At 73.3% G+C, this 22,163-nt stretch carries 22 protein-coding genes; 14 read left to right on the plus strand and 8 right to left on the minus strand.

Annotated features, from left to right (window positions below; all coding sequences use genetic code 11):
- Positions 1–41: 41 nt before the first annotated feature.
- Positions 42–617, minus strand: a complete 576-nt coding sequence (locus FHX73_RS25605; RefSeq protein WP_145907367.1) for a maleylpyruvate isomerase N-terminal domain-containing protein — start codon at positions 615–617, stop codon at positions 42–44.
- Positions 614–1,258 (minus strand): TetR/AcrR family transcriptional regulator, encoded by a 645-nt coding sequence (locus FHX73_RS25610; protein WP_145907370.1) that lies wholly within the window; start codon positions 1,256–1,258, stop codon positions 614–616. The genes FHX73_RS25605 and FHX73_RS25610 overlap by 4 nt, the downstream gene beginning before the upstream one ends.
- A 95-nt stretch (positions 1,259–1,353) precedes the next feature.
- Here FHX73_RS25610 and FHX73_RS25615 point away from each other — a divergent pair, with 95 nt between their 5' ends.
- Complete coding sequence (locus FHX73_RS25615; protein WP_145907373.1) at positions 1,354–2,475, plus strand: Gfo/Idh/MocA family protein; 1,122 nt, start codon at positions 1,354–1,356, stop codon at positions 2,473–2,475.
- Between the two features lie 8 nt (positions 2,476–2,483).
- Here the strand turns inward: FHX73_RS25615 and FHX73_RS25620 are convergent, their stop codons facing one another.
- Complete coding sequence (locus tag FHX73_RS25620) at positions 2,484–3,161, minus strand: alpha/beta fold hydrolase (protein ID WP_145907376.1); 678 nt, start codon at positions 3,159–3,161, stop codon at positions 2,484–2,486.
- A 159-nt stretch (positions 3,162–3,320) separates the two neighbouring features.
- Here FHX73_RS25620 and FHX73_RS25625 point away from each other — a divergent pair, with 159 nt between their 5' ends.
- Both FHX73_RS25625 and FHX73_RS25630 read left to right on the plus strand, forming a co-directional pair.
- Complete coding sequence (locus FHX73_RS25625) at positions 3,321–3,551, plus strand: SGM_3592 family protein (RefSeq protein ID WP_145907378.1); 231 nt, start codon at positions 3,321–3,323, stop codon at positions 3,549–3,551.
- 80 nt (positions 3,552–3,631) lie between these two features.
- Entirely contained in the window at positions 3,632–4,036 is a 405-nt protein-coding gene (locus tag FHX73_RS25630) for a (2Fe-2S) ferredoxin domain-containing protein (RefSeq protein ID WP_145907381.1), read from the plus strand.
- A 49-nt stretch (positions 4,037–4,085) separates the two neighbouring features.
- On the opposite strand, the gene FHX73_RS25635 is transcribed toward FHX73_RS25630, so the two are convergent.
- The gene (locus FHX73_RS25635) at positions 4,086–5,264 is read right to left on the minus strand and encodes a globin domain-containing protein (RefSeq protein WP_145907384.1); all 1,179 of its coding nucleotides are present in this window, start codon (positions 5,262–5,264) and stop codon (positions 4,086–4,088) included.
- Positions 5,265–5,338: 74 nt separating this feature from the next.
- Positions 5,339–5,785: an RrF2 family transcriptional regulator gene (locus FHX73_RS25640; RefSeq protein ID WP_145907387.1), complete on the minus strand. Its 447-nt coding sequence runs from the start codon at positions 5,783–5,785 to the stop codon at positions 5,339–5,341.
- 149 nt (positions 5,786–5,934) lie between these two features.
- On the opposite strand from FHX73_RS25640, the gene FHX73_RS25645 reads away from it, so the two are divergent.
- On the plus strand, positions 5,935–6,726 hold the full coding sequence (locus FHX73_RS25645) for a DUF4389 domain-containing protein (protein WP_246213710.1): 792 nt from the start codon (positions 5,935–5,937) through the stop codon (positions 6,724–6,726).
- Between the two features lie 82 nt (positions 6,727–6,808).
- On the opposite strand, the gene FHX73_RS25650 is transcribed toward FHX73_RS25645, so the two are convergent.
- A complete protein-coding gene (locus FHX73_RS25650; protein ID WP_246213711.1) occupies positions 6,809–7,570 on the minus strand; it encodes a FadR/GntR family transcriptional regulator in 762 nt (253 codons plus the stop codon).
- A gap of 192 nt (positions 7,571–7,762) precedes the next feature.
- Between FHX73_RS25650 and FHX73_RS25655 the strand changes: the two genes are divergently transcribed.
- The 7 genes from FHX73_RS25655 to FHX73_RS25685 all read left to right on the plus strand — a co-directional run bounded on the left by FHX73_RS25655 (position 7,763) and on the right by FHX73_RS25685 (position 16,167).
- The gene (locus FHX73_RS25655; RefSeq protein WP_145907390.1) at positions 7,763–9,319 is read left to right on the plus strand and encodes an amino acid permease; all 1,557 of its coding nucleotides are present in this window, start codon (positions 7,763–7,765) and stop codon (positions 9,317–9,319) included.
- On the plus strand, positions 9,316–10,674 hold the full coding sequence (locus FHX73_RS25660) for a glutamine synthetase family protein (protein WP_145907393.1): 1,359 nt from the start codon (positions 9,316–9,318) through the stop codon (positions 10,672–10,674). Before FHX73_RS25655 ends, FHX73_RS25660 begins: the two co-directional genes overlap by 4 nt.
- Positions 10,671–11,384, plus strand: a complete 714-nt coding sequence (locus FHX73_RS25665) for a gamma-glutamyl-gamma-aminobutyrate hydrolase family protein (protein WP_211786253.1) — start codon at positions 10,671–10,673, stop codon at positions 11,382–11,384. The genes FHX73_RS25660 and FHX73_RS25665 overlap by 4 nt, the downstream gene beginning before the upstream one ends.
- A complete protein-coding gene (locus FHX73_RS25670) occupies positions 11,381–12,745 on the plus strand; it encodes an aldehyde dehydrogenase family protein (protein WP_145907396.1) in 1,365 nt (454 codons plus the stop codon). The genes FHX73_RS25665 and FHX73_RS25670 overlap by 4 nt, the downstream gene beginning before the upstream one ends.
- Positions 12,745–13,509 carry a 3-oxoacyl-ACP reductase gene (locus FHX73_RS25675; RefSeq protein WP_145907399.1) on the plus strand — a complete coding sequence of 255 codons (765 nt, stop codon included), beginning with the start codon at positions 12,745–12,747 and terminating at the stop codon, positions 13,507–13,509. Before FHX73_RS25670 ends, FHX73_RS25675 begins: the two co-directional genes overlap by 1 nt.
- Before the next feature lie 107 nt (positions 13,510–13,616).
- The gene (locus FHX73_RS25680; protein WP_145908527.1) at positions 13,617–15,035 is read left to right on the plus strand and encodes an aldehyde dehydrogenase family protein; all 1,419 of its coding nucleotides are present in this window, start codon (positions 13,617–13,619) and stop codon (positions 15,033–15,035) included.
- A 52-nt stretch (positions 15,036–15,087) separates the two neighbouring features.
- Positions 15,088–16,167, plus strand: a complete 1,080-nt coding sequence (locus tag FHX73_RS25685) for a Zn-dependent alcohol dehydrogenase (protein WP_145907402.1) — start codon at positions 15,088–15,090, stop codon at positions 16,165–16,167.
- A 62-nt stretch (positions 16,168–16,229) separates the two neighbouring features.
- Here FHX73_RS25685 and FHX73_RS25690 read toward each other — a convergent pair whose 3' ends face one another.
- Positions 16,230–16,820, minus strand: a complete 591-nt coding sequence (locus FHX73_RS25690; protein WP_145907406.1) for a flavodoxin family protein — start codon at positions 16,818–16,820, stop codon at positions 16,230–16,232.
- 126 nt (positions 16,821–16,946) lie between these two features.
- Here FHX73_RS25690 and FHX73_RS25695 point away from each other — a divergent pair, with 126 nt between their 5' ends.
- Positions 16,947–17,351: a winged helix-turn-helix transcriptional regulator gene (locus FHX73_RS25695; RefSeq protein ID WP_145907409.1), complete on the plus strand. Its 405-nt coding sequence runs from the start codon at positions 16,947–16,949 to the stop codon at positions 17,349–17,351.
- 12 nt (positions 17,352–17,363) lie between these two features.
- Here the strand turns inward: FHX73_RS25695 and FHX73_RS25700 are convergent, their stop codons facing one another.
- Positions 17,364–18,362 (minus strand): Lrp/AsnC family transcriptional regulator, encoded by a 999-nt coding sequence (locus tag FHX73_RS25700; protein WP_145907412.1) that lies wholly within the window; start codon positions 18,360–18,362, stop codon positions 17,364–17,366.
- Between the two features lie 128 nt (positions 18,363–18,490).
- Here FHX73_RS25700 and FHX73_RS25705 point away from each other — a divergent pair, with 128 nt between their 5' ends.
- Positions 18,491–20,029 (plus strand): MFS transporter, encoded by a 1,539-nt coding sequence (locus tag FHX73_RS25705; RefSeq protein ID WP_145907415.1) that lies wholly within the window; start codon positions 18,491–18,493, stop codon positions 20,027–20,029.
- A 100-nt stretch (positions 20,030–20,129) separates the two neighbouring features.
- Entirely contained in the window at positions 20,130–22,151 is a 2,022-nt protein-coding gene (locus FHX73_RS25710; protein WP_145907418.1) for an NADPH-dependent 2,4-dienoyl-CoA reductase, read from the plus strand.
- Positions 22,152–22,163: the final 12 nt, after the last annotated feature.

The following is a 22,163-nucleotide window of genomic DNA, read 5'->3' on the forward strand; positions in this document are numbered from 1 at the left end:
CCGGGAGCGGGCGGCACCCGTTCTGCCGTTCGGCGCCGCGCTCAGTCGTTCAGGGCGGCCTTCCAGACCCAGGAGGTGAGCCGCTCCCGGCCCGGCAGCTCGCCCCGGCCGGTCTGCCAGAGCAGCACGTCGACCGGGTCGCCGGCCGGCGCCTGCGGGAAGAGCCGCTCCAGCACCCGGGCGCTGGGCCCGGCCGGCGGCCGCCAGTCGAGGCCGAGCCCGCCGGCGATGTCAGTGGTGTGCAGCAGGACTTCGGCGGTGCCCATGGCGGCGAAGCCGCTCGGGTCGGTCGGGCCCCAGTGCCAGGCGCGGTCGGCCGGGTCGGCGGCGGCGAGCTGGGTGCCGAGCAGCCGGCCGCAGGCGGTGATCACCCGGAGCAGCTCGGCCGGGTCGGCGTCCTGGTGGACCGTCAGGTCGAACGGCAGGTAGCCGCCGCCCGCGGCGCCCGTCACCTGGCCCGCGTAGGCGAGCAGGTCGTGCGCGATGTGGGCGGCGGTCTCCCGGCAGCTCCAGGTCAGCGACCCGGCGGGCACCGACCAGTCGGCGCCGGTGTGCGGGGCGAGCAGGGCGACGGATTCGCGGACGGCGAGCTCGACGTCGCTCAAGGTGCCGGTCATCGTGGATGTCTTCCGGTGAGCGGGACGGGGTCGGCGGTTCGCAGGCCATCCAACAGGACCCGCAGAGTGCGGCGCCACTGTGATTCGTCGGCGGTCAGGCCGAGGGTGCGCGGGCCGGTGGCGACCGCGGCGAGCAGGAACGGCACGTCCTGCCAGGCCAGATCGGCCCTGATCCGGCCCGCGTCCTGCGCCCGGCCGACCAGCAGGCGGAAACGTTCGCGCAGTTCGGCCAGGGTGGCGTCGAGCGCCTCGCCGCAGGCGCCGCCGAGCGCCTCGCCGATGCCGCAACTCTCGCCGCGCAGGCCCACGTAGGCGGCGGCGAACTCGCAGAAGCCCTGCCAGGGGTCGGGGTGCTCCAGCGCCCGGTCGGCGGCCCGGCAGATGTCCAGCAGCACTTCGTCGAGCACGGCGAGCAGCAGGGCCTCGCGGGACGGGACCCGCCGGTAGAAGGTGCCGACGCCGACGCCGGCCCGGGCGGCGATCTCGTGGGCGGAGGCCTCCACGCCGGTCTCGGCGATCGCCGCCCGGGCGGCGGCCACCAGCCGCTCCACGTTCCGCCGGGCGTCCGCCCGTGGTTGACGGCCCGTCGGATCGGCCGTCTCGACGAGCAGCCGGTCCACGGCCCTCGAAAGCGTGTCCATGGGGGAGAGCCTACCGCTAACTGGACCAGAGCTGTCCGGTTCGCTACTGTCGATGAAGCGGACAGCAGCTGTCCGTTTACTGGAGGGGGAGAGTCATGGGCGAGCAGCGGATCCGGGTGGGGATCGTCGGCGTCAATCCGCAGCAGGGGTGGGCCGCCAGGGCGCACATCCCGGCGCTGCGATCGCTGCCCGAGTACGAGATCACGGCGGTCGGCACCAGCCGGATCGAGAGCGCGCGGGCGGCGGCCGAGCACTTCGGGGTCGCGCACGCCTTCGCCGACGCGCGGGAGTTGGCCGAGCACCCGGAGGTCGATCTGGTGGTCGTCACGGTCAAGGTGCCGGCCCACCTGGAGCTGGTGGGCGCCGCGCTGGCGGCCGGCAAGCACGTCTACTGCGAGTGGCCGCTGGCCCGCACCACCGAGGAGGCCGAACTCCTGGTCGCCGCGGCCGAGTCGGCCGGGGTGCGGACCGCGATCGGCCTCCAGGCGCGGTACGCGCCCGCGCTGCTCCAGGCGCGCGAGCTGATCGGACAGGGGTACCTGGGCGAACTGGGCTCGGTGACCGTCTACTCCGGGCGGGCCAAGGGGGCCGGCGAGCGGATGCCGGACTGGGCGCTGTACACCCTGGACCGGGCCAGCGCCGCCGGCACCCTGGAGGTGGCGGGCGGCCACACGCTGGACGCCGTGCAGCACCTCGTCGGCGAACTCGCCTCGCTGCAAGCCGACCTGACGATCCGTCGGAGCTCGTACCTGTCGGCGGACGGCACCCGTCGGATCGCGGTGACCAGTCCGGACCAGGTGCTGGTCAACGGTCGGCTGGGCGACGGCGCGGCGGTCTCGGCGCACATCCACGACGGGCGGTCGGCGGGAGCCGGCACCCGGATCGAACTGGTCGGCAGCGAAGGGGTGCTGGTGCTGGAGTCCTCCGGTCCGGCCGGGCCGGGCGGGATCCAGATGGGTGCGCTGCGGCTGCGCGCCGGCCGCGAGGTGGGCGGCGAGCTGGTCGAACTCGACCTGCCGCCGCGGCACTTCGCGGCCGACCCGGCGCGCACCGGGGACGAGGGGTTCCACGTCGGCCAGCTGTACGCCCGGCTCGCCGCCGACCTGCGCAGCGGGGAGCGGACGGTGCCGGACTTCGCCGAGGGGCTGCGGCTGCACCGGGTGCTGGACGCGGTGCGGCGCGCCGCCGGGACCGGGGTGCGGCAGAGCATCGGCTGACGGTCCGTCTACTCGGCCTGGGCGAGCAGGAGTTCGAGCAGCTGGTCGGGCGCGTCGCGGATGATGTCGTGGCCGACCGGCAGCTCCAGTGCCGTCCAGGACGGGTCCTGACGGATCCGGTCCCAGGTGGCCCGGAAGGGGGTGCCCTCGAAGCCGCTCAGGTGCAGGTACGTGCGGCGCTCGATCTTCTCGTGCGCGCCGGTCAGCCGGATCCGCTGGAGCTGGGAGGCGAGCGGGTGGGTGGTGATGCGGGGGTCGCGGTCGGCCAGGAAGGCGGGCGGCACCATCGCGAAGCCGTTGCCCGCGGCAGCCTGGACGATGCGCTCGCGCCAGGCGGTGGGGTTGATGTCGAAGGCCGACTCGCCGTCGCGCGGGGCGAAGGCGTCCAGGTGGACCAGCGAGCGGATCCGCTCGGGGCGCTGGTCGGCGGCGCCGGTGATCGGCATGCCGCCGTAGCTGTGGCCGACCAGCACCACCGGCTCGGCCGGGTCCTCGTCGATCGCCCGCACCACGTCGGCGATGTGGGTGTCCAGGTTGACCGAGCCGTCGAGCAGGTGGTTGTGCTCGCCGACGCCGGTGAGGGTCAGGGAGACCACCCGGTGGCCCAGGTCGCGCAGCCGCTCGGCGACCGGCTCGAACCACCAGCCGCCGTGGTAGGTGCCGGGGACGAGGAGGTAGCTGGCCATGGGGTGCTCCGGTGTCGAAGGGGTGGGCCTGGGTTCGGGTTCCACTCTGGCGGCTCGCGAGTGATACGTCCAAGAGTTGGTTCTGCTGGCAGTCAGAACGGATCGTTATCGGGCACTCCGGCGGTTCCATCGCGCGTTGGACCTGGTGGAGGTGGGTCGATGAGTGCCGATGAGGGGCCTGCCGGGGACGGCGGCGGCGACTGGGACGAGGTCGAGCTGGACGAGGCGTTCGTCCGCTCGGCGCCGGCGGTGGAGCCCTCGGGGCGGGCCCGGATGCTGGCCGCGCGCTGGCGCCGCGAGCCGCCCGAGCCGGAGCCGTGGCGCTCGGACCGGCCGCCGGCGGGGTGGTTCTGGAGCAAGGCCCGGCGTGGGTGGTGGCGCAGGAGGTAGTGGCACGGTGGCGGGCCCCGGCTGGCACCACGGCATACTGATCAGCTGATGGTCGGGCTGGTGGGAACGGAGCGGGGTCGATGGGGCGGCGGGACAAGGCGGCCAAGCAGGGCGCGGGGGCACCGCGCTGCACGGTGACGGTCTGCCGGGGGTGCTGCTGCGGGACGCCGAAGGTGCCGGGCCTGGACCACGCGGGCCAGCTGGCCGATCTGCGCAGCTCGCTGGCGGGCGTCGCACAGGTGCGGCCGGTGGGCTGCCTGGACGCGTGCGACCGCGCCAACGTGATCGTGATCCAGCCCTCGGGGGAGGGGCGCCGGGCCGGCGGGCGGCCGGTCTGGCTGGGCTTCGTCAACGACCCGGACGCGGCGCGGGACATCACCGCCTGGGTGGCGGCGGGCGGTCCGGGGCTGGTGGACCCGCCGGCCGTGCTGGAGCTGTACTCCTTCGCCCCGTCCCGCCGGATCCGCGAGTCGCTGCCCGAGTGACCGGGCCCCGGGCCGACCCCGAGGGGCCGACCCGGAGTCCGACGGTGCGTCAGGCGCGGGCGAGCCACAGGTCGGGGCCGAAGACCTCGTAGTGGATGGCCGAGGCGGGCAGGCCGGCGTCGATCAGCTGGCTGCGGGTGAAGCGCAGGAACGGCAGCGGGCCGCACAGGTAGGCGGTGGTGCCGGGCGGCACCACCAGGGCGCTCAGGTCGATCAGCCCGGTGCGGTCGGCGGGCCACTCGGCCGACTCCGGCCGCTCGTACCAGACGTGCGCCTCGCCGTTCGGCAGCGCGGCGGTGAGCCGGCCCAGCTCGGCGCGGAAGGCGTGGTCGGCGGGGGAGCGGTCGGCGTGCGCCGCGATCACCCGGCGCTTGGAGTCGCCCTCGACCAGGTGGCTCAGGATGCCGATCATCGGGGTGCAGCCGATCCCGGCGGAGACCAGCAGCACCGGCGCGTCGTCCGCCCCGTCGAGGTGGACGTCGCCGAACGGCAGGCTGACCCGCACCGCGGCGCCGACCGGGACCCGCTCGTACAGGTGCCGGGAGACCTCGCCGTCGCGCTTCACGGTGAACCGGAGGGTGTCGGCCGAGGCGCCGGAGAGGCTGTACTGGCGGATCTGCCGGGCGCCGTCGGCCAGTTCGACCTGGACCGAGACGTACTGGCCCGGGCGGTGGGCCGGGGCGGGACCGCCGTCGGCCGGCTCGACCTCGAAGGTCACCACCTCGGCGGTCTCCGCGCGCCGGCCGACCACCCGGTACTCGCGCCAGACCTCGCCGACCGGCACACCGGCCTCCTGGCAGAGCCGGGCCTCGATGGCGATCAGCGCGTTGGCCATCAGCCAGTAGACCTCGTCCCAGGCCGCCGCCACCTCGGGGGTGACCGCCTCGCCGAGCACCTCGACGATCGCCGCGAACAGGTGCTCCCGGACCACCGGGTACTGCTCCGGGCGCACCCCGAGCGAGGCGTGCTTGTGGGCGATCCGGGCGAGCATCGCGTCCGGCCGCTCCTCGGGGCGCTCCAGCAGCACGGTGGCGAAGGCGACGATCGAGCCGGCCAGTGCCTGCTGCTGGCTGCCGTCCGCCTGGTTGCCCCGGTTGAAGAGGTCGCGGGCGAGCTCCGGGTGGGCGGCGAAGAGCCGGCGGTAGAAGAGCGGGGTGATCTCCCCGATCGAGCCGCCGATGGCGGTGAGGGTGGCGCGAACGGTGGCTGCGGCCTGCGCGGACAGCATCCTTGCTCCAAATTGGTTGATGATCTTCGCATTTGACTGTGCGCTGACGCCGGGTCAGCGGCGCTGCCCCTGGGTCAGTCGGCCGGCCGCGGGCTCAGTGCGAGCAGCACCGGGCCGGTCGGCGGGGCCACCAGGTCCTGGACGGACAGCGGGTCCAGGGAGGCGAAGAACGCCTCCTGGGCGGCGCGCAGCGCCCCGCGCAGCCGACAGGCGGCCCGCAGCGGACACGGCGGGTCGTCCTCGCAGCCGACCGGGTCGCCGACCCCTTCCAAGTCCCTGACCAGCTGGCCGAGCGAGCCGGTCAGTCCGGCCTGGGTGAGTTCCAGCCCCCCGCCGTTGCCGCGGCGGGCGGTGACCACCCCCAGGTGCTGCAGTCTGCTGACCACCTTCGCGGCGTGCGTGTACGGCACGTCCACGGCGGCGGCCACCTCGCGGGTGGTCGGGTTCTGGTCCTGGTCCCGCAGTACCGCCAGTCGCATGGCGATCCGCAGGGCGATGTCGGTCCCCTTGGTCAGTCGCACTCGAACAGCGTAGCAATTGGTATTTCGGAGTCCGATTACAGGGGTGCCCGATAACCCTTCCGGACCTGCCCGGATGCGCTCGGTGATCAATGCTGCGACGGTGGCACAGCAGTGGTAGGCGGACGAAACGGCACGGTGAGGAGTGCGCCATGGCGCAGGGAGCGGGCGGTTGGACGATGCCGGCCGAGGTCGGGCCGGTCGAGTTCCTGCCGGTGCTGGACGTACCGGAACCCGGGCGGCAGCGCCGGCTCACCGTGTTCTTCCGCTGGCTGATCCTGATCCCGCACTTCATCGTGCTCTGGGTGCTCTCGATCGCCGCCTTCTTCGCGGTCGTGGTCGGCTGGTTCGCCGCGCTCTTCACCGCGCACCTGCCCGCCCCGATCGCCCGCTTCCTGACCGGGTTCGTGGGCTACGACACCCGCCTGATGGCCAGTCAGAGCCTGCTGGTCGACCAGTACCCGCCGTTCGCGCTGCGCCCGCCGCAGTCCTACCCGGTGCGGATCGAGGTGCGGCCGGGGCGGCTGAACCGCCTGGCGGTGCTGTTCCGCCTGATCCTGATGATCCCGGCGGCGATCATCAACGGGCTGCTCGGCACCGGCTGGATCGCGCTCGCCTTCTTCCTCTGGCTGATCACCCTGGTGCTCGGCCGGATGCCGCGCCCGGTCTTCGAGGCCACCGCCGCCGTGGCGCGCTTCCGGATGCGGTTCGCCGCCTACGCACTGATGCTCACCTCGGCCTACCCCAAGGGCCTGTTCGGCGACCAGCGCACCGCCGAGCCGCCCGCCTCCGCCACCCGCCCGCTGGTGATGAGCGGCGGGGGGATCGCCCTGCTGATCGTCTTCCTGGTGCTGGGGCTGGCCGCCGATGTGAGCAACTCGGTGTGGGGGAGCGACGGTTCGAGCCACAAGGACAGCGGAACGGTGAACACGCTCGGACGGTAGCCGGCACTCCGGTAGCCGACGCTGCGTCAGCCGAGCTCGGTCGGTCGCGCCCGGCCGGTCGCGCTCCGCCGGCCGCACTTCGTCAGCCGAGGAAGCCGCGCAGCAGCGCGGCGGTGCCCTCCAGGTGCTCCTCGGTGGCGCGCCGGGCGCCCGACACGTCGCCGGACAGGATCGCGTCGACCATCGCCCGGTGCTGGTGGGCCGAGTGCTCGATGTTGCGCTCCAGGAACGGGATCGCGTTCAGCAGGTCGTTGAGCCGCATCCGGCTCTGCGCGACGCCGGCGGCGAGCGAGGGGGAGCCGGTCAGCTCGGCGATCGCGAGGTGGAAGCGGGAGTCCAGGCGGCGGTAGTCGTCCGGATCGGCGGCCTCCAGGGCGGCCAGCCGGTCGGCCAGGTAGTCGCGCTGCTCCTCGGACAGGGTGCGGCGGGCGGCCTGCTCGGCGGCACCGGTCTCCAGCACCAGCCGGTAGGTCAGCGCGTCCTCCAGTTCGCCGCCCATGTCCCGGACGGCGCGGCGCAGTTCGCCGAGGTCGGGGGCCGGCGGCCGGTAGGTGACGAAGGTGCCGCCGTAGCGGCCGCGCCGGGGTTCCACGCAGCCGGCGGCCTGCAGCGAGCGCAGCGCCTCGCGCAGGGTCTCCCGGCTGATCCCGAGCCGGGCGGCCAGTTCGCGCTCGGCGGGCAGCCGGTCGCCGTAGCCGAAGACGCCGAGCTTGACGGCGGCCAGGATCCGCTCGACCGTCTCCTCGAAGGCGTTGCCGCTGCGGATCGGGCGGAAGATCGCACCGGCCTGCCAGTCCATCGGCCCCGGCCGGTCGAGGTGAGGAGTGCCGCCAGCTATGTCCACCAGGGAATCGTACCCAGGTGCGAGGTTCGGGCCCGGTGGCGTTCCCGGCGGTCCGGCGCCGCCGGTCCGGTCGCCCCTTGACGTGGCGGTCGATCAGGCGGGAGCATGCGCGGTACGTCAATGGTCTGGAAGCGGGCCATTGGGGCGCACGTTGTTTCGGCTCCCCCACCGAGATCCCACAAAGGGGTGCGCATGGACTCCGACCACGCTCTCGGTGAGCACTCTGGCGCGGCAGTGTTGCCGCCCGGTCTCGCCGAGGTTTCCGCCGACGAACGCCGGCTGAGCGAGCTGGGCTACACCCAGGAGCTGGCCCGCTCGCTCTCCGGCTTCTCCAATTTCGCCGTCTCCTTCTCCGTCGTCTCGATCCTCTCCGGCTGCCTGACCCTCTACGGCTTCGGCATGGTGACCGGCGGCCCCGCCCTGATCATCTGGGGCTGGCCGCTGGTCGGCCTGATGACCCTGTGCGTGGGCCTGGCGATGGCGGAGATCTGCTCCGCCTACCCCACCGCCGGCGGGCTCTACTACTGGGCCGCCAAGCTGGCCCGGAACAACGCACCGGCGGCGGCCTGGGCCACCGGCTGGTGCAACTTCATGGGCCAGGTCGCGGTCACCGCCAGCGTCGACTACGGCGCCGCCACCTTCACCAACGCCCTGCTCGACCTGCGCTGGGGCTTCGCCGCCACCCCCGTGCACACCGTGGCGATCTTCGCCGTGATCCTGCTGCTGCACGGGCTGCTGAACAGCTTCGGGGTGCGGCTGGTGGCCGTGCTCAACACGGTCAGCGTCTGGTGGCACCTGGTCGGCGTGCTGGTGATCGTCGGCGCGCTGGCGGTGCTGCCGCACCACCACGCCTCGGCCGGGTTCGTCTTCGGACACTTCGTCAACCAGACCGGGTTCCACGGGCCGTTCGCCGGGATCTACGTCGCGCTGCTCGGCCTGCTGCTCGCGCAGTACACGCTGACCGGCTACGACGCCTCGGCGCACATGACCGAGGAGACCCGGGACGCGGCCCGCTCCGGCCCGCGCGGCATCGTCAACTCGATCACCGTCTCCATCGTGGCGGGCTGGATCCTGCTGCTGGGGCTGACCTTCGCGATCCGGGACTACTCGGGCGAGGTCAACACCGCGACCAACGTGCCGCCCGCGCAGATCTTCCTGGACGCCCTCGGCGGCACCGGGGCGGAACTGCTGCTGGTCATCGTGATCGGCGCCCAGTTCTTCTGCGGGATGGCCTCGGTCACTGCCAACTCCCGCATGGTGTACGCCTTCTCGCGGGACGGCGCACTGCCCGGCTCGCGGCTGTGGCACCGGATCGACAAGCGCACCCAGACCCCCACCAACGCCATCTGGCTGGGCACCGGCGGCGCCTTCCTGCTCGGCCTGCCGGCGCTGTGGAACTCCACCGCCTTCGCCGCCGTCACCTCCGTCTCGGTGATCGGCCTCTACCTGTCCTACGTGATCCCGGTCTGGCTGCGGCTGCGCCAGGGCGGGGACTTCCGGCCCGGGCCCTGGAACCTGGGCCGGTGGAGCCGGCCGATCGGCATCGTCGCCGTCGGCTGGACCGCGCTGATCACCCTGCTCTTCATGCTGCCGACGCTCAGCCCGATCACCGTCAAGAACTTCAACTACACCTCCGTCGCGATCGCCGCAGTGCTGGGCTTCGCCGGGGCCTGGTGGCTGCTCTCCGCCCGCCACTGGTTCCGCGGCCCGCGCACCGCCGAGTCCGCGACGCACCAGGAGCCGCGATGACCAACGCCCGGCTGACCCTCGATCAGCTCCGCAGCATGGTGGCGCAGGGCGCCATCGACACCGTGGTGCTCGGCGTCACCGACATGCAGGGCCGCCTCCAGGGCAAGCGGCTGGCCGCCGAGCACTTCCTCACCGAGGTGGTGCCGCACGCCGCCGAGGGCTGCTCCTACCTGCTCGCGGTGGACGTCGAGATGAACACCGTTGACGGCTACCGGATCTCTTCCTGGGAGAACGGCTACGGCGACCTGGTGATGGTGCCCGACCTGAGCACCCTGCGGCTGGTGCCCTGGCACCCGGCCACCGCGATGGTGCAGTGCGACCTGGTCGACCAGGACGGCACGCCGGTGGCGGTCTCGCCCCGGCAGATCCTGCTGCGCCAGCTGGAGCGGCTCGCCGCCTACGGCTGGCAGGCCCAGGTCGGCACCGAGCTGGAGTTCATCCTCTTCAAGGACAGCTACGAGCAGGCCTGGTCGAAGGACTACCGGCAGCTCACCCCGGCCAACCAGTACAACGTGGACTACTCGATCCTGGGCACCTCGCGGGTCGAGCCGCTGCTGCGCCGGCTGCGCAACGGCATGACCGGTGCCGGACTCACCGTGGAGTCGGTCAAGGGCGAGTGCAACCTCGGCCAGCACGAGATCGCCTTCCGCTACGCCGAGGCGCTGACCACCTGCGACAACCACGTGGTCTACAAGACCGGCGCCAAGGAGATCGCCGCCCAGGACGGGGTCAGCCTCACCTTCATGGCCAAGTTCGACGAGCGCGAGGGCAACTCCTGCCACGTGCACCTGAGTCTGCGCGACGAGCAGGGCGCCGCGGTCTTCGCCGGGGACGGGCAGCACGGCTTCTCCCGCACCATGGAGCACTTCCTGGCCGGCCAGCTCGCCTGCCTGGGCGAGTTCGCGCTGCTGCTGGCGCCCACCGTCAACTCCTACAAGCGGTACGTGCCGGGCAGTTTCGCGCCGACCGCGATCGCCTGGGGCCGGGACAACCGGACCTGCGCGCTGCGGGTGGTCGGGCACGGGCCCTCGCTGCGGTTCGAGAACCGGGTGCCCGGCGGGGACGTCAACCCGTACCTGGCGGTGGCCGCGCTGATCGCCGCCGGGCTGCACGGGGTCGAGCACCAGCTGGAACTGGAACCGGAGTTCACCGGGAACGCGTACGCCTCCGACGCGCCCCGGGTGCCCGCCACGCTGCGCGAGGCGGTGGCCGCCTTCGCCGCCAGCGAGGCCGCCGCGCAGGCCTTCGGCAAGGACGTGGTGAGTCACTACGCGCACGCCGGCCAGGTCGAACTGGCCGCCTTCGAGGCGGCGGTGACCGACTGGGAGCGCCGGCGCGGATTCGAGCGGCTGTGACCGGCGCACCGCTGATCGGCATCACCGGCTACCAGGAGCAGGCGAGTTGGGGCGTCTGGCAGCAGCCGGCCGCGCTGATCCCGCAGACCTACGTGGCCGCGGTCGGCGCGGCCGGCGCCACCGCCGTGCTGCTGCCGCCGCAACCCGGCGGCGCACCGGGGCGGTTGCTGGACCGGCTGGACGCGCTGGTGCTGGCCGGCGGGCCGGACGTCGATCCGGCCCGCTACGGCGCCGAACCGCACCCGCGCACCGGGGAGCCGCGCGAACTGCGCGACGGCTGGGAGACCGGGCTGCTGACGGCCGCGCTGGAGCGGGAGTTGCCGGTGCTGGCGATCTGCCGGGGCATGCAGCTGCTGAACGTGGCGCTCGGCGGCACGCTGGAGCAGCACCTGCCGGACCGGCTCGGCGAGGGCGCCCACCAGCAGGCGCCGGGCGTCTACCAGCCCCGCGAGGTGGCGGTCGCGGCCGGCTCGCGGCTCGCCGGGATCCTCGGCGAGCGCGCCCCGGTGCTCTGCTACCACCACCAGGCCGTGGACCGGCTGGGCGCCGGCCTGGTCCCGGTGGCCTGGAGCGAGGACGGCACGGTCGAGGCGCTGGAGCTGCCGGGTGCGGGCTTCGCGCTCGGCGTGCAGTGGCACCCGGAGGCCGACCAGCAGGACCGGCGGCTGTTCCAGGCACTGGTCAACACCCTTGAGGAGAAGGCGAAATGAACGACTTCGAGGTGGTCAACCCGGCGACCGAGGAGGTGATCACCACGGTGGCGATGGCGGGCGAGGCCGAGACCGACGCCGCCGTGGCGAGGGCCAAGGCCGCGTTCGAGGGCTGGCGCACCGTCAGCCCGGCCGACCGGGCCCGGCTGCTGCGCGCCTTCGCCGCCGCCGTGGACGCCGACCGGGAGCACCTGGCCGAGCTGGAGGTGGCCAACGCCGGCCACACCATCGGCAACGCGCGCTGGGAGGCCGGCAACGCGCGCGACGTGATCGAGTACTACGCGGCCGCCCCCGAGCGGCTGTTCGGCCGGCAGATCCCGGTGGCCGGCGGCATCGACCTCACCTTCCAGGAGCCGCTGGGCGTGGTGGGGGTGATCGTGCCGTGGAACTTCCCGCTGCCGATCGCCGCCTGGGGCCTGGCGCCCGCGCTGGCGGCCGGCAACACGGTGGTGCTCAAGCCGGCCGAGGCGACCCCGCTGACCGCGCTGCGGCTGGGCGAACTCGCCCTGCGGGCCGGGCTGCCGGAGGGCGTGCTGCAGGTGCTGCCGGGCCACGGGCCGGTGGCGGGGCGGCGGTTGGCCACCCACCCGGACGTGCGCAAGGTGGTCTTCACCGGCTCCACCCGGGTCGGGAGCGAGATCGCGGCCGCCTGCGGCGAGCGGATCAAGCCGGTCACCCTGGAGCTCGGCGGCAAGAGCGCCAACATCGTCTTCGCCGACGCCGACCTGGCGAAGGCCGCGGCCACCGCGCCCTACGCCGTCTTCGACAACGCCGGGCAGGACTGCTGCGCGCGCTCGCGGATCCTGGTGCAGCGCTCGGTGTACGAGGAGTTCCTGGCGCTGCTGGAGCCGGCCGTGCAGGGGGTGCGGGTCGGTGACCCGCGGGACGAGCGGACCGAGATGGGGCCGCTGATCTCCGGCGCGCACCGGGAGCGGGTCGCCGGCTTCCTCGAAGGTGCGTCGATCCTGTTCCAGGGCACGGCACCCGAGGGCAAGGGCTACTGGTTCCCGCCCACCGTGCTGACGGCGCAGCCGGGTTCGCGGGTGCTGACCGAGGAGGTCTTCGGGCCGGTGGTCGCCGTGCTGCCGTTCGAGGACGAGGCCGAGGCGGTGCGGATCGCCAACGCCACCGACTACGGGCTGTCCGGCTCGATCTGGACCAGGGACGTGGGCCGGGCGCTGCGGGTGGCGCGGGGGGTGGAGGCGGGCAACCTCTCCGTCAACTCGCACTCCTCGGTGCGCTACTCGACCCCGTTCGGCGGGTTCAAGCAGTCCGGGCTCGGCCGGGAGCTGGGGCCCGACGCGCTCCAGGCCTTCACCGAGACCAAGAACGTCTTCATCGCTACCGAGGAGGAGAACTGATGAACCGTCTGGACGGCCGGGTGGCCGTGATCACCGGAGCGGGCAGCGGGATCGGGCTGGCCAGCGCCCGGCGGCTGGCCGCCGAGGGCGCCAAGGTGGTCTGCGCCGACCTGGACGAGCGCTCCGGCAAGGCCGCCGCGGCCGAGGTCGGCGGGCTGTTCGTGCAGGTGGACGTGGCCGACGAGGAGTCGGTGAAGGCGATGTACCGCGCCGCCGTGGACGCCTACGGCAGCCTGGACATCGCCTTCAACAACGCCGGCATCTCGCCGCCCGAGGACGACTCGATCCTGACCACCGGCCTGGAGGCCTGGCGGCGGGTCCAGGAGGTCAACCTGACCAGCGTCTACCTGTGCTGCAAGCACGCGATCCCGTACATGCAGCAGCAGGGCAAGGGGTCGATCATCAACACCGCCTCGTTCGTCGCGGTGATGGGCGCGGCCACCTCGCAGATCTCCTACAGCGCCTCCAAGGGCGGGGTGCTGTCGATGTCGCGCGAGCTGGGCGTGCAGTTCGCCCGGGAGGGGATCCGGATCAACGCGCTCTGCCCGGGGCCGGTGAACACGCCGCTGTTGCAGGAGCTGTTCGCCAAGGACCCGGAGCGGGCCGCCCGCCGGCTGGTGCACGTGCCGCTGGGCCGGTTCGCCGAGCCGGAGGAGATCGCCGCCGCGGTGGCCTTCCTGGCCAGTGACGACTCCTCCTTCATGACCGCCAACACCTTCCTGGTGGACGGTGGCATCTCGGGGGCCTACGTCACCCCTCAGTAGGCTCTGCGGTGTCCTTGCGCGTGCGGGGATCGGGGCGTTGACTAGCGCTGGTAGTTTACGCCCCGGTAGCAGTTGCGAGGAAGGACACGCCCGTGAGCGACCAGGCCGTGCGGCAGCATGCGGACCAGTACATCGACGGCGGCTGGCGGCCGACGCTCGGCGGCGGCGCGCTGGAGGTGCGCAACCCGGCCACCGAGCAGGTGATCGCGACCGTCGCGGCCGGCACCGCCGCCGACGTGGACGCCGCCGTCGCCGCGGCCCGGCGGGCCGCCCGGGCCTGGGGCCTGACCACCCGGGAGGAGCGCCTGGCGCCGCTCGGCCGGCTGCGGGACGGGCTGGCGGCCCGGCAGGCGGAGATCGCCGACACCGTGGTCGCCGAGCTCGGCAGCCCGATCGGCTTCGCCACCGCGGTGCAGGCCGGGCTGCCGGTGGCCATCGCCTCCAGCTACCTGGAGCTGCTGGCCGGCTACGAGTTCCAGGAGAAGGTCGGCAACTCCACGGTGTACAGCGAGCCGGCCGGCGTGGTGGCGGCGATCACGCCGTGGAACTACCCGCTGCACCAGGTGGTCGCCAAGGTGGTGCCGGCGCTCGCGGCCGGCTGCACCGTGGTGCTCAAGCCCGCCGAGGACACCCCGCTGACGGCCCGGCTGTTCGCCGAGGTGGTGGACGCGGCTGGCTTCCCGCCCGGCGTCTTCAACCTGGTCACCGGCACCGGCGTCGAGGCCGGCGCCGCGCTCGCCGCGCACCCCGGGGTGGACCTGGTCTCCTTCACCGGCTCCACCGCGGTCGGCCGGTCGATCGCCGAGGCCGCCGGACGGGGCGTCAAGAAGGTCGCGCTGGAGCTGGGCGGCAAGTCGGCCAACGTGGTGCTGCCGGGCGCGGACCTGGCCCGCGCGGTCAACGTGAACGCCGCCAACGTCTTCACCAACACCGGCCAGACCTGCACCGCCTGGACCCGCCTGCTGGTGCACCAGGACCAGTACGAGGAGGCGGTGGCGATCGCCGCCAAGGCCGCCGAGAAGTTCCACCCCGGCGACCCGACCGCGCCGGAGACCCGGATGGGCCCGGTGGTCAACGCCAAGCAGCGCGAGCGGGTGCGCGGCTACATCCGCGCCGGCGTCGAGCAGGGCGCCCGGCTGGCGGCCGGCGGGGCGGACGCGCCGGACGGGCTGCCGACCGGCTACTTCGTGCTGCCGACCGTACTGGCCGACGTGACACCGGAGATGACGGTGGCCCAGGAGGAGATCTTCGGCCCGGTGCTCTCGATCATCGCCTACCGCGACGAGGAGCACGCGCTGGAGATCGCCAACGGCACCGAGTACGGCCTGGCCGGCGGCGTCTGGGCGGCCGACGAGCAGACCGCGGTGGCCTTCGCCCGCCGGATGGACACCGGCCAGGTGGACATCAACGGCGGGCGGTTCAACCCGCTGGCGCCGTTCGGCGGCTACAAGTCCTCCGGCATCGGGCGGGAGTTGGGCCGGTACGGGCTGGAGGAGTTCCTGCAGACCAAGTCGCTGCAGTTCTGAGACCCGGATGACCCGGATGACCACCGCTGATTCGACCACCGTGAGGAACACCATGGTTCGCGCTGCCCTGCTCACCGCCGTGGGCGCCCCGCTGGAACTGGCCGAGATCGAACTGCCCGAGCCCGGGCCCGGCCAGGTCCGGGTGAAGCTGGCCGCCGCCGGGGTCTGCCACTCCGACCTCTCGCTCGCCAACGGGGTGCTCCGGGTCCAGCCGCCGGTGGTGCTCGGCCACGAGGGCGCGGGCACCGTGACGGCGGTCGGCGAGGGTGTCGACAGTGTCCGTCCGGGCGACCCGGTGGTGCTGAACTGGGCTCCGGCCTGCGGCAGTTGCCACCTGTGCGGGCTGGGTGAGCCGTGGCTGTGCGAGCGGGCCGGCGAGGCCTACGGGCAGACTTACGCCACGCTGGCCGACGGCACCGGGGTCTACCCGGGCCTCGGGGTGGCGGCCTTCGCGGAGGAGACCGTGGTCGCCGAGCGGGCGCTGCTGCCGGTGCCCGCCGGGGTGCCGCTGACCTCGGCGGCGTTGCTCGGCTGCGCGGTGCTGACCGGCTACGGCGCGGTGCACAACGCCGCCCGGGTGCGCGCGTGCGAGTCGGTGCTGGTGCTGGGCCTGGGCGGGGTGGGCCTCGCGGTGCTCCAGGCGGCCCGGATCGCCGGCGCCGGCCCGATCATCGCGGTGGACGTCTCGCCGGAGAAGGAGGAGCTGGCCCGCCGGCACGGCGCCACCGAGTTCGTCCTGGCCGACGACCAGCTCTCGCGCACGGTGCGCAAGCTGACGGGCGGTCACGGCGCGGATCACGCGATCGAGTGCGTCGGCCGTGGCAGCACGGTGCGGGCCGCCTGGTCGAGCACCCGGCGCGGCGGCAAGACCACCGTGGTCGGCATCGGCGGCAAGGACGACCTGGTCTCGTTCAACGCGCTGGAGCTGTTCGCCTTCGCCCGCACGCTGTCCGCCTGCGTCTACGGCAACAGCGACCCGGCCAAGGACATCCCGGTGCTGGCCGAGCACGTGCTGGCCGGCCGGCTCGACCTGGAGGCGCTGATCACCGACCGGATCGGGCTGGCCGACATCCCGGACGCCTTCGAGCGGATGGCCGCCGGGCGGGGCGGGCGGTCGCTGATCGTGTTCTGATCCACCGCGCACGAGGAGCGGGCCGGGGCAGTCGCCCCGGCCCGCTCCTCGTGCTGCCGTGATCAGCCGGCGAGGGCGGCCTTGCCGGCCACGAAGACCGCGGCCTGCTCGGCGACCCGGCGGCCGAGGTGCTCGGCGGTGGCCACGTCGAACTTGTGGACGGCCTCGGCGCCGGCGTCCACCGGGCTCTGGGCGGCCGCACCGAGGGAGAAGCCGAGGCGGTTCAGCTCGTCGTCGCTGCTGGTGGTGCTGTTCCAACCGGGCAGCAGGCCCAGGTTGATCCAGTGCATGCCCTGCTGGGCGGCGAGCACCGAGACCGCCTGCAGGGCCTGCAGCTTGTCGCCGCTCTTGCTGCCGGAGTTGGTGAAGCCGGCGGCGAGCTTGTCCTGCCAGGCGCGGGTGTACCAGCGCTTGGAGGAGGCCTCGGCGAAGGCCTGGAACGCGGCCGCGACGTTCCCCATGTAGGTGGGGGTGCCGAAGATGATGGCGTCCGAGCCGTCCAGCAGCTCCCACTGCTCGTCGGTGATCCCGTCCACCTTGATCAGGTGGACGGTGGCGCCCGTGCTCGCCGCACCCGCGCGGACGGCGTCCGCGATGACCTCGGTGTGGCCGAAGCCGGAGTGGAAGGCGATGGAGATGACAGGGCTGGTCAAGAGGTGCTCCTGAAGACGATCGATCGCTGTCCTTGCTGTGAAAAGGAAAGCACTGTCATATCGAAAGCGCAACCCGAATGGGTGACGCTTCCTGGCGGGTTGCGTGTTTCGGCGTACACTCGTGGGATGGCCACCGCACCTGCCACCGACCCCGAGGCCGACCACGACGACCTCGCCTTCGACGTGTTCGCCCGCGACTGCGGGTCCCGCAAAGTGCTGAAAACCGTCGCGCACGCGTGGGGCATCCTCATTCTGGTCGCCTTGCGCGACGGAGGTTGCCGTTTCAACGAACTTCGACGCCGGGTCGACGGAGTGAGCGAGAAGATGCTCTCCCAGACCCTGCACTCGCTGGAGCGCGACGGCATGGTGCACCGCGAGGCGCAGCCGACCAACCCGCCCCGGGTGGACTACGAACTCACCGACCTGGGCCGCGCGGTGGCCGACCGGCTGTTCTCGGTGATCGAGCTGGTCGAGGAGCGGATGCCCGAGGTGCAGGCGGCGCAGCAGGCCTACGACGACCGCGGGCGCTGAGCCGAGGGTCCGTCAGGCGGCCGGCGGGTCCACCAGGCGCACGCCGTCCATCAACATGCCCGCGCGCTTGACCGAGCGCAGCTGCGGCACCACCTCGACGTGCTGCACCCCGTCGAGCGCGCCGATCTGCTCGGTCAGGTAGGTGTAGAGCGCGTCGTTGTCCCGGCAGATGGTGATCGCCACCAGGTTCGCCGAGCCGGTGATCGCCGCGGCGAACGGCACCTGCGGGTGGGTGGCCAGCGCGGCGCCCGCGCCGGCCAGGCCGGCCGGGGCCACGGTGATCATCAGGGTGGCCTGGGTCTCGAAGCCGAGCAGCCGGGGGTCGATCTCCACGTCCAGGTACCAGGCCCCGCGCTCGCGCAGCTGGTCCAGCCGGCGGCGGGCGGTGGACTCGGAGAGCCCGGAGACCCGGGCCAGCTCGGGGTAGCCGGCCCGGCCGTCGCGGGCCAGCACGGCGAACATCGCCAGCTCCGCCGCGTCCAGCCGCACCCGCTCGCCGTCCCGCTCGGGCCGGGGCTCGGTCAGCTCGGCGAGCTGGCGCCCCGTCAGCACGTCCAGCCCGCGCCAGTGCCGCGGGCCGCCGGTGAAGGAGCGCAGCACGCTGTGCGCGGTGATCCCGGCGACCCGCCGGGTGCGCGGCAGCTGGCGCAGCAGCAGCTCGTCGTGCTCCTCGCGGCTGCGCGCCCGGGTGATGCACTGCACCTCGGTGCCGCCGGAGTTGAGGGTCACCCAGGAGATGTCCGGGCGGCGGGCCAGCGCGTCGGCCACCGAGAGCGCGGCGTCCGGCGAGCACTGCAGCCGCAGCCAGGACTCCACCAGCCCGACCCGGTGGCCGACCGGCCGCCCGATCACCCGCAGCAGCCCCTCGCCGTGCAGCCGCCGGTAGCGCCGGATCACCGTCTGGTCGGAGACCTCCAGCACCTCGGCGAGGCGGTTGAAGGGCACCCGGCCGTTGATCATCAGCGCCTGCGCCAGTGCCTGGTCCAGGTCATCCAGTGGGGTGATGGGCATGGAATCCATCATGCCAGGGGTGCCGGAGATCGGAATCCGCCACCGGGAGCGTGCTGGTGCCGGTCCGCGGCCGCCCGGGTGGCACGGTCGTCCCGATCGGACGGGACAAAGACGTAGGAGAACGAGAGATGCGCAAGTGGCTGCCGTTGACCGCGGTGAGCCTAGGGGCGTTCATGCTGCTGGTGGACGTCACCATCGTCACCGTGGCACTGCCCGACATGGCGACGGGGCTGCACACCGGCTTCACCGACCTGCAGTGGGTGCTGGACGTCTACGCGCTGGCGCTGGCGGCCCTGCTGCTCGGCGCCGGCTCGCTGGCCGACCGGTTCGGCCGGCGGCGGATATACCTGGGCGGGCTGGTGCTCTTCGCCGCCGCCTCGCTGGCCTGCGGACTGGCCGGCACCGGGGGTGAGCTGATCCTCTTCCGAGGCGTGCAGGGGATCGGCGGCGCGGCGATGTTCGCCACCACCATGGCCCTGCTGAACACCTCCTACCAGGGCAAGGACCGCGGCATCGCGTTCGGCGTCTGGGGCGCGGTGAACGGCGCCGCGGCCGCCGCCGGGCCGATCGTCGGCGGTCTGCTGACCGAGCACCTGGGCTGGCGGTGGATCTTCTTCATCAACCTGCCGATCAGCGTGGTGGCCGTGCTGGTCACGCTGCGCGCGGTGCGCGAGTCGCGCGACCCGCAGGCCCGTGGGCTGGACCTGCCCGGCCTGGTCAGCTTCACGGTGGCCGCCGGCGCGCTGACCTACGCGCTGATCCGGGGCGCGGCCGACGGCTGGGGCTCCACCAGCACGCTGGGCCTGTTCGCGCTCAGCGCGGTCGCGCTGCTCGCCTTCGTGCTGGTCGAGCTGAAGGGCCGCAACCCGATGTTCGACCTGGGGCTGCTGCGCAACCCCGGCTTCACCGGGGTGCTGGCGGGCGGGATGCTGCTCTCCGTGGCCGCCTTCTCGTACCTGGTGTACACCTCGCTCTGGCTGCAGTCGGTGCGCGGGCTCGGGCCGGTGGCGGCCGGGCTCGGGCTGGTGCCGATGAGCGCGCTGGCCTTCGTGGTGGCGGCGGTGGTGGGGCGGCGGCTGCACGCGGCCTCGCCGCGGCTCACCATCGGCGGCGGGCTGCTGCTGATCGCGGTCGGCGCGCTGCTCCAGGCGCTGATCGGGCCCGGGTCCAGCTGGCCGGTGCTGGTGCCGGGCCTGGCGGTGGCCGGGGCCGGGGTCGGTCTGGCCACCCCGGCGATGGCGGCCGCGGCGATGGCCGCCGTGCCGCAGCGGCGCAGCGGGATGGCCGGCGGCGCGCTGAACACCGCCCGGCAGCTGGGCAACGCGCTCGGCATCGCGGTGCTGGGCGCGGTCTTCCAGGCCGGGCTGGAGCACCGGCTGCGCGGCGGGGTGCTGCCGGACGCCAAGCGGGCGGCGGACGCGCTGACGGCGGGTCAGGCCGGCGCGGTGATCGGCCACGCCCCGCAGGCGCAGCGGGCGGTGGTGACGGAGCTGGTGCACCAGGCGTTCGCCGTGGGCCTGCGGGACGCGTTCCTGGTCTCCGGCGGGCTCGGGCTGCTCGGCGCGGTGCTGGTGTTCGCGCTGGTCGGCCGCGCGCCGGCGCAGGGCGGGCAGCCCGCGGCGCCGGTGGCCGACGCTGCGGTGCCGATGGCGGCCGCGGGGCACTGACCGGGCGCTGACCGGACGCTCCGGCGGGTTTGTGAAACTTGTTGCACAGTAGGCGCCCCGGCGCCTACTGTGCAGTAACAAACTTGCGCGAGGAGTGTCGATGACCGCCTACCCCCACCTGCTCAAGCCCCTCGACCTGGGCTTCACCACGCTGCCCAACCGGGTGCTGATGGGCTCCATGCACGTGGGCCTGGAAGAGGCGGAGCACGGCTTCGAGCGGATGGCCGAGTTCTACGCGACCCGCGCCCGTGGCGGCGTCGGCCTGATCGTCACCGGCGGCATCGCGCCCAACGAGGCCGGCCGGCCCTGGGAGGGCGGCGCCAAGCTCACCACCGAGGAGGAGGCCGCCGAGCACCGGACGATCACCTCGGCGGTGCACGCCGAGGGCGGCCGGATCGCCCTGCAGATCCTGCACTTCGGCCGCTACGCCTACCACGCCGACCTGGTCGCGCCGAGCGCGCTGCAGGCGCCGATCAGCCCGTTCGTGCCGAACGCCCTCACCGAGGAGCAGATCGAGCAGACCATCGAGGACTTCGCCCGCACCGCCGAGCTGGCCCGCAGCGCCGGCTACGACGGCGTCGAGATCATGGGCTCCGAGGGCTACCTGATCAACGAGTTCATCGCGGCCCAGACCAACCAGCGCGAGGACTCCTGGGGCGGCAGCTACGAGAACCGGATGCGCTTCCCGGTCGAGATCGTCCGCCGGGTGCGCGAGCGGGTCGGCACCGACTTCATCATCATCTACCGGCTGTCCATGCTGGACCTGGTGCCCGGCGGCTCCACCCTGCCCGAGGTGGTCCAGCTCGCCAAGGCCGTCGAGGCGGCCGGCGCCACCCTGATCAACACCGGCATCGGCTGGCACGAGGCGCGGATCCCGACCATCGCCACCTCGGTGCCGCGCGGCGCCTTCGCCTGGGTGACCAAGAAGCTGATGGGCTCGGTCGGCGTCCCGCTGATCACCACCAACCGGATCAACACCCCCGAGCTCGGCGAGCAGCTGCTCGCCGACGGCTTCGCCGACATGGTGTCGATGGCCCGCCCGCTGCTGGCCGACCCGGAGTTCGTGAACAAGGCGGCCGCCGGCACGCCGGAGGCCGTCAACACCTGCATCGGGTGCAACCAGGCCTGCCTGGACCACACCTTCTCGATGAAGATCACCTCCTGCCTGGTCAACCCCCGGGCCTGCCACGAGACCGAGCTGACCCTCACCCCGACCCGGCTGCGCAAGCGGATCGGCGTGGTCGGCGCCGGCCCGGCCGGCCTGGCCTTCGCGGTCAGCGCCGCCGAGCGCGGCCACACCGTCACGCTGTTCGACGCGGCCGAGCAGATCGGCGGCCAGCTGAACATCGCCCGGCAGGTGCCCGGCAAGGAGGAGTTCAACGAGACCCTGCGCTACTACCGCCACCAGCTGGCGCAGCGTCAGGTGGAGCTGCGGCTCGGCGCCGAGGTGACGGCCGATCAGCTCGCCGCCGAGGGCTTCGACGAGGTGGTGCTCGCCACCGGCGTGACCCCGCGCGACCCGGAGATCCCCGGCGGCGACCACCCGAGCGTGCTCAGCTACCTGGACGTGCTGCGGGACAAGAAGCCGGTCGGCGAGCGGGTCGCGATCATCGGCGCCGGCGGCATCGGCTTCGACGTGGCCGAGTACCTGACCGACCCCGGCACCGGGGCCAGCCAGGACGCCGCGGCCTTCTTCGAGCAGTGGGGCGTGGACACCGAGCACACCACGCCCGGCGGCCTGCGGCGGCCCGAGCGGCCGCGCTCGCCGCGCACCGTGCACCTGCTGCAGCGCAAGACCAGCAAGGTCGGCGCCGGCCTCGGCAAGACCACCGGCTGGATCCACCGCACCGAGCTCAAGCACCGCGGCGTCACCATGGTGGCCGGCGTCGGCTACCAGCAGATCGACGACGCGGGCCTGCACCTGCTGATCGACGGCGAGCCGCAGCTGCTCCCGGTGGACACCGTGGTGTTCTGCGCCGGCCAGCTGCCGCGCCGCGACCTGGTCGACGGGCTGAAGGCGCACGGCATCGAGCCGCACCTGATCGGCGGCGCCGACGTGGCCGCCGAGCTCGACGCCAAGCGCGCCATCGACCAGGGCACCCGGCTGGCCGCCGCGCTCTGATCCGGCGTCAGG

Source organism: Kitasatospora viridis, assembly GCF_007829815.1.
Lineage (GTDB): Bacteria > Actinomycetota > Actinomycetes > Streptomycetales > Streptomycetaceae > Kitasatospora > Kitasatospora viridis.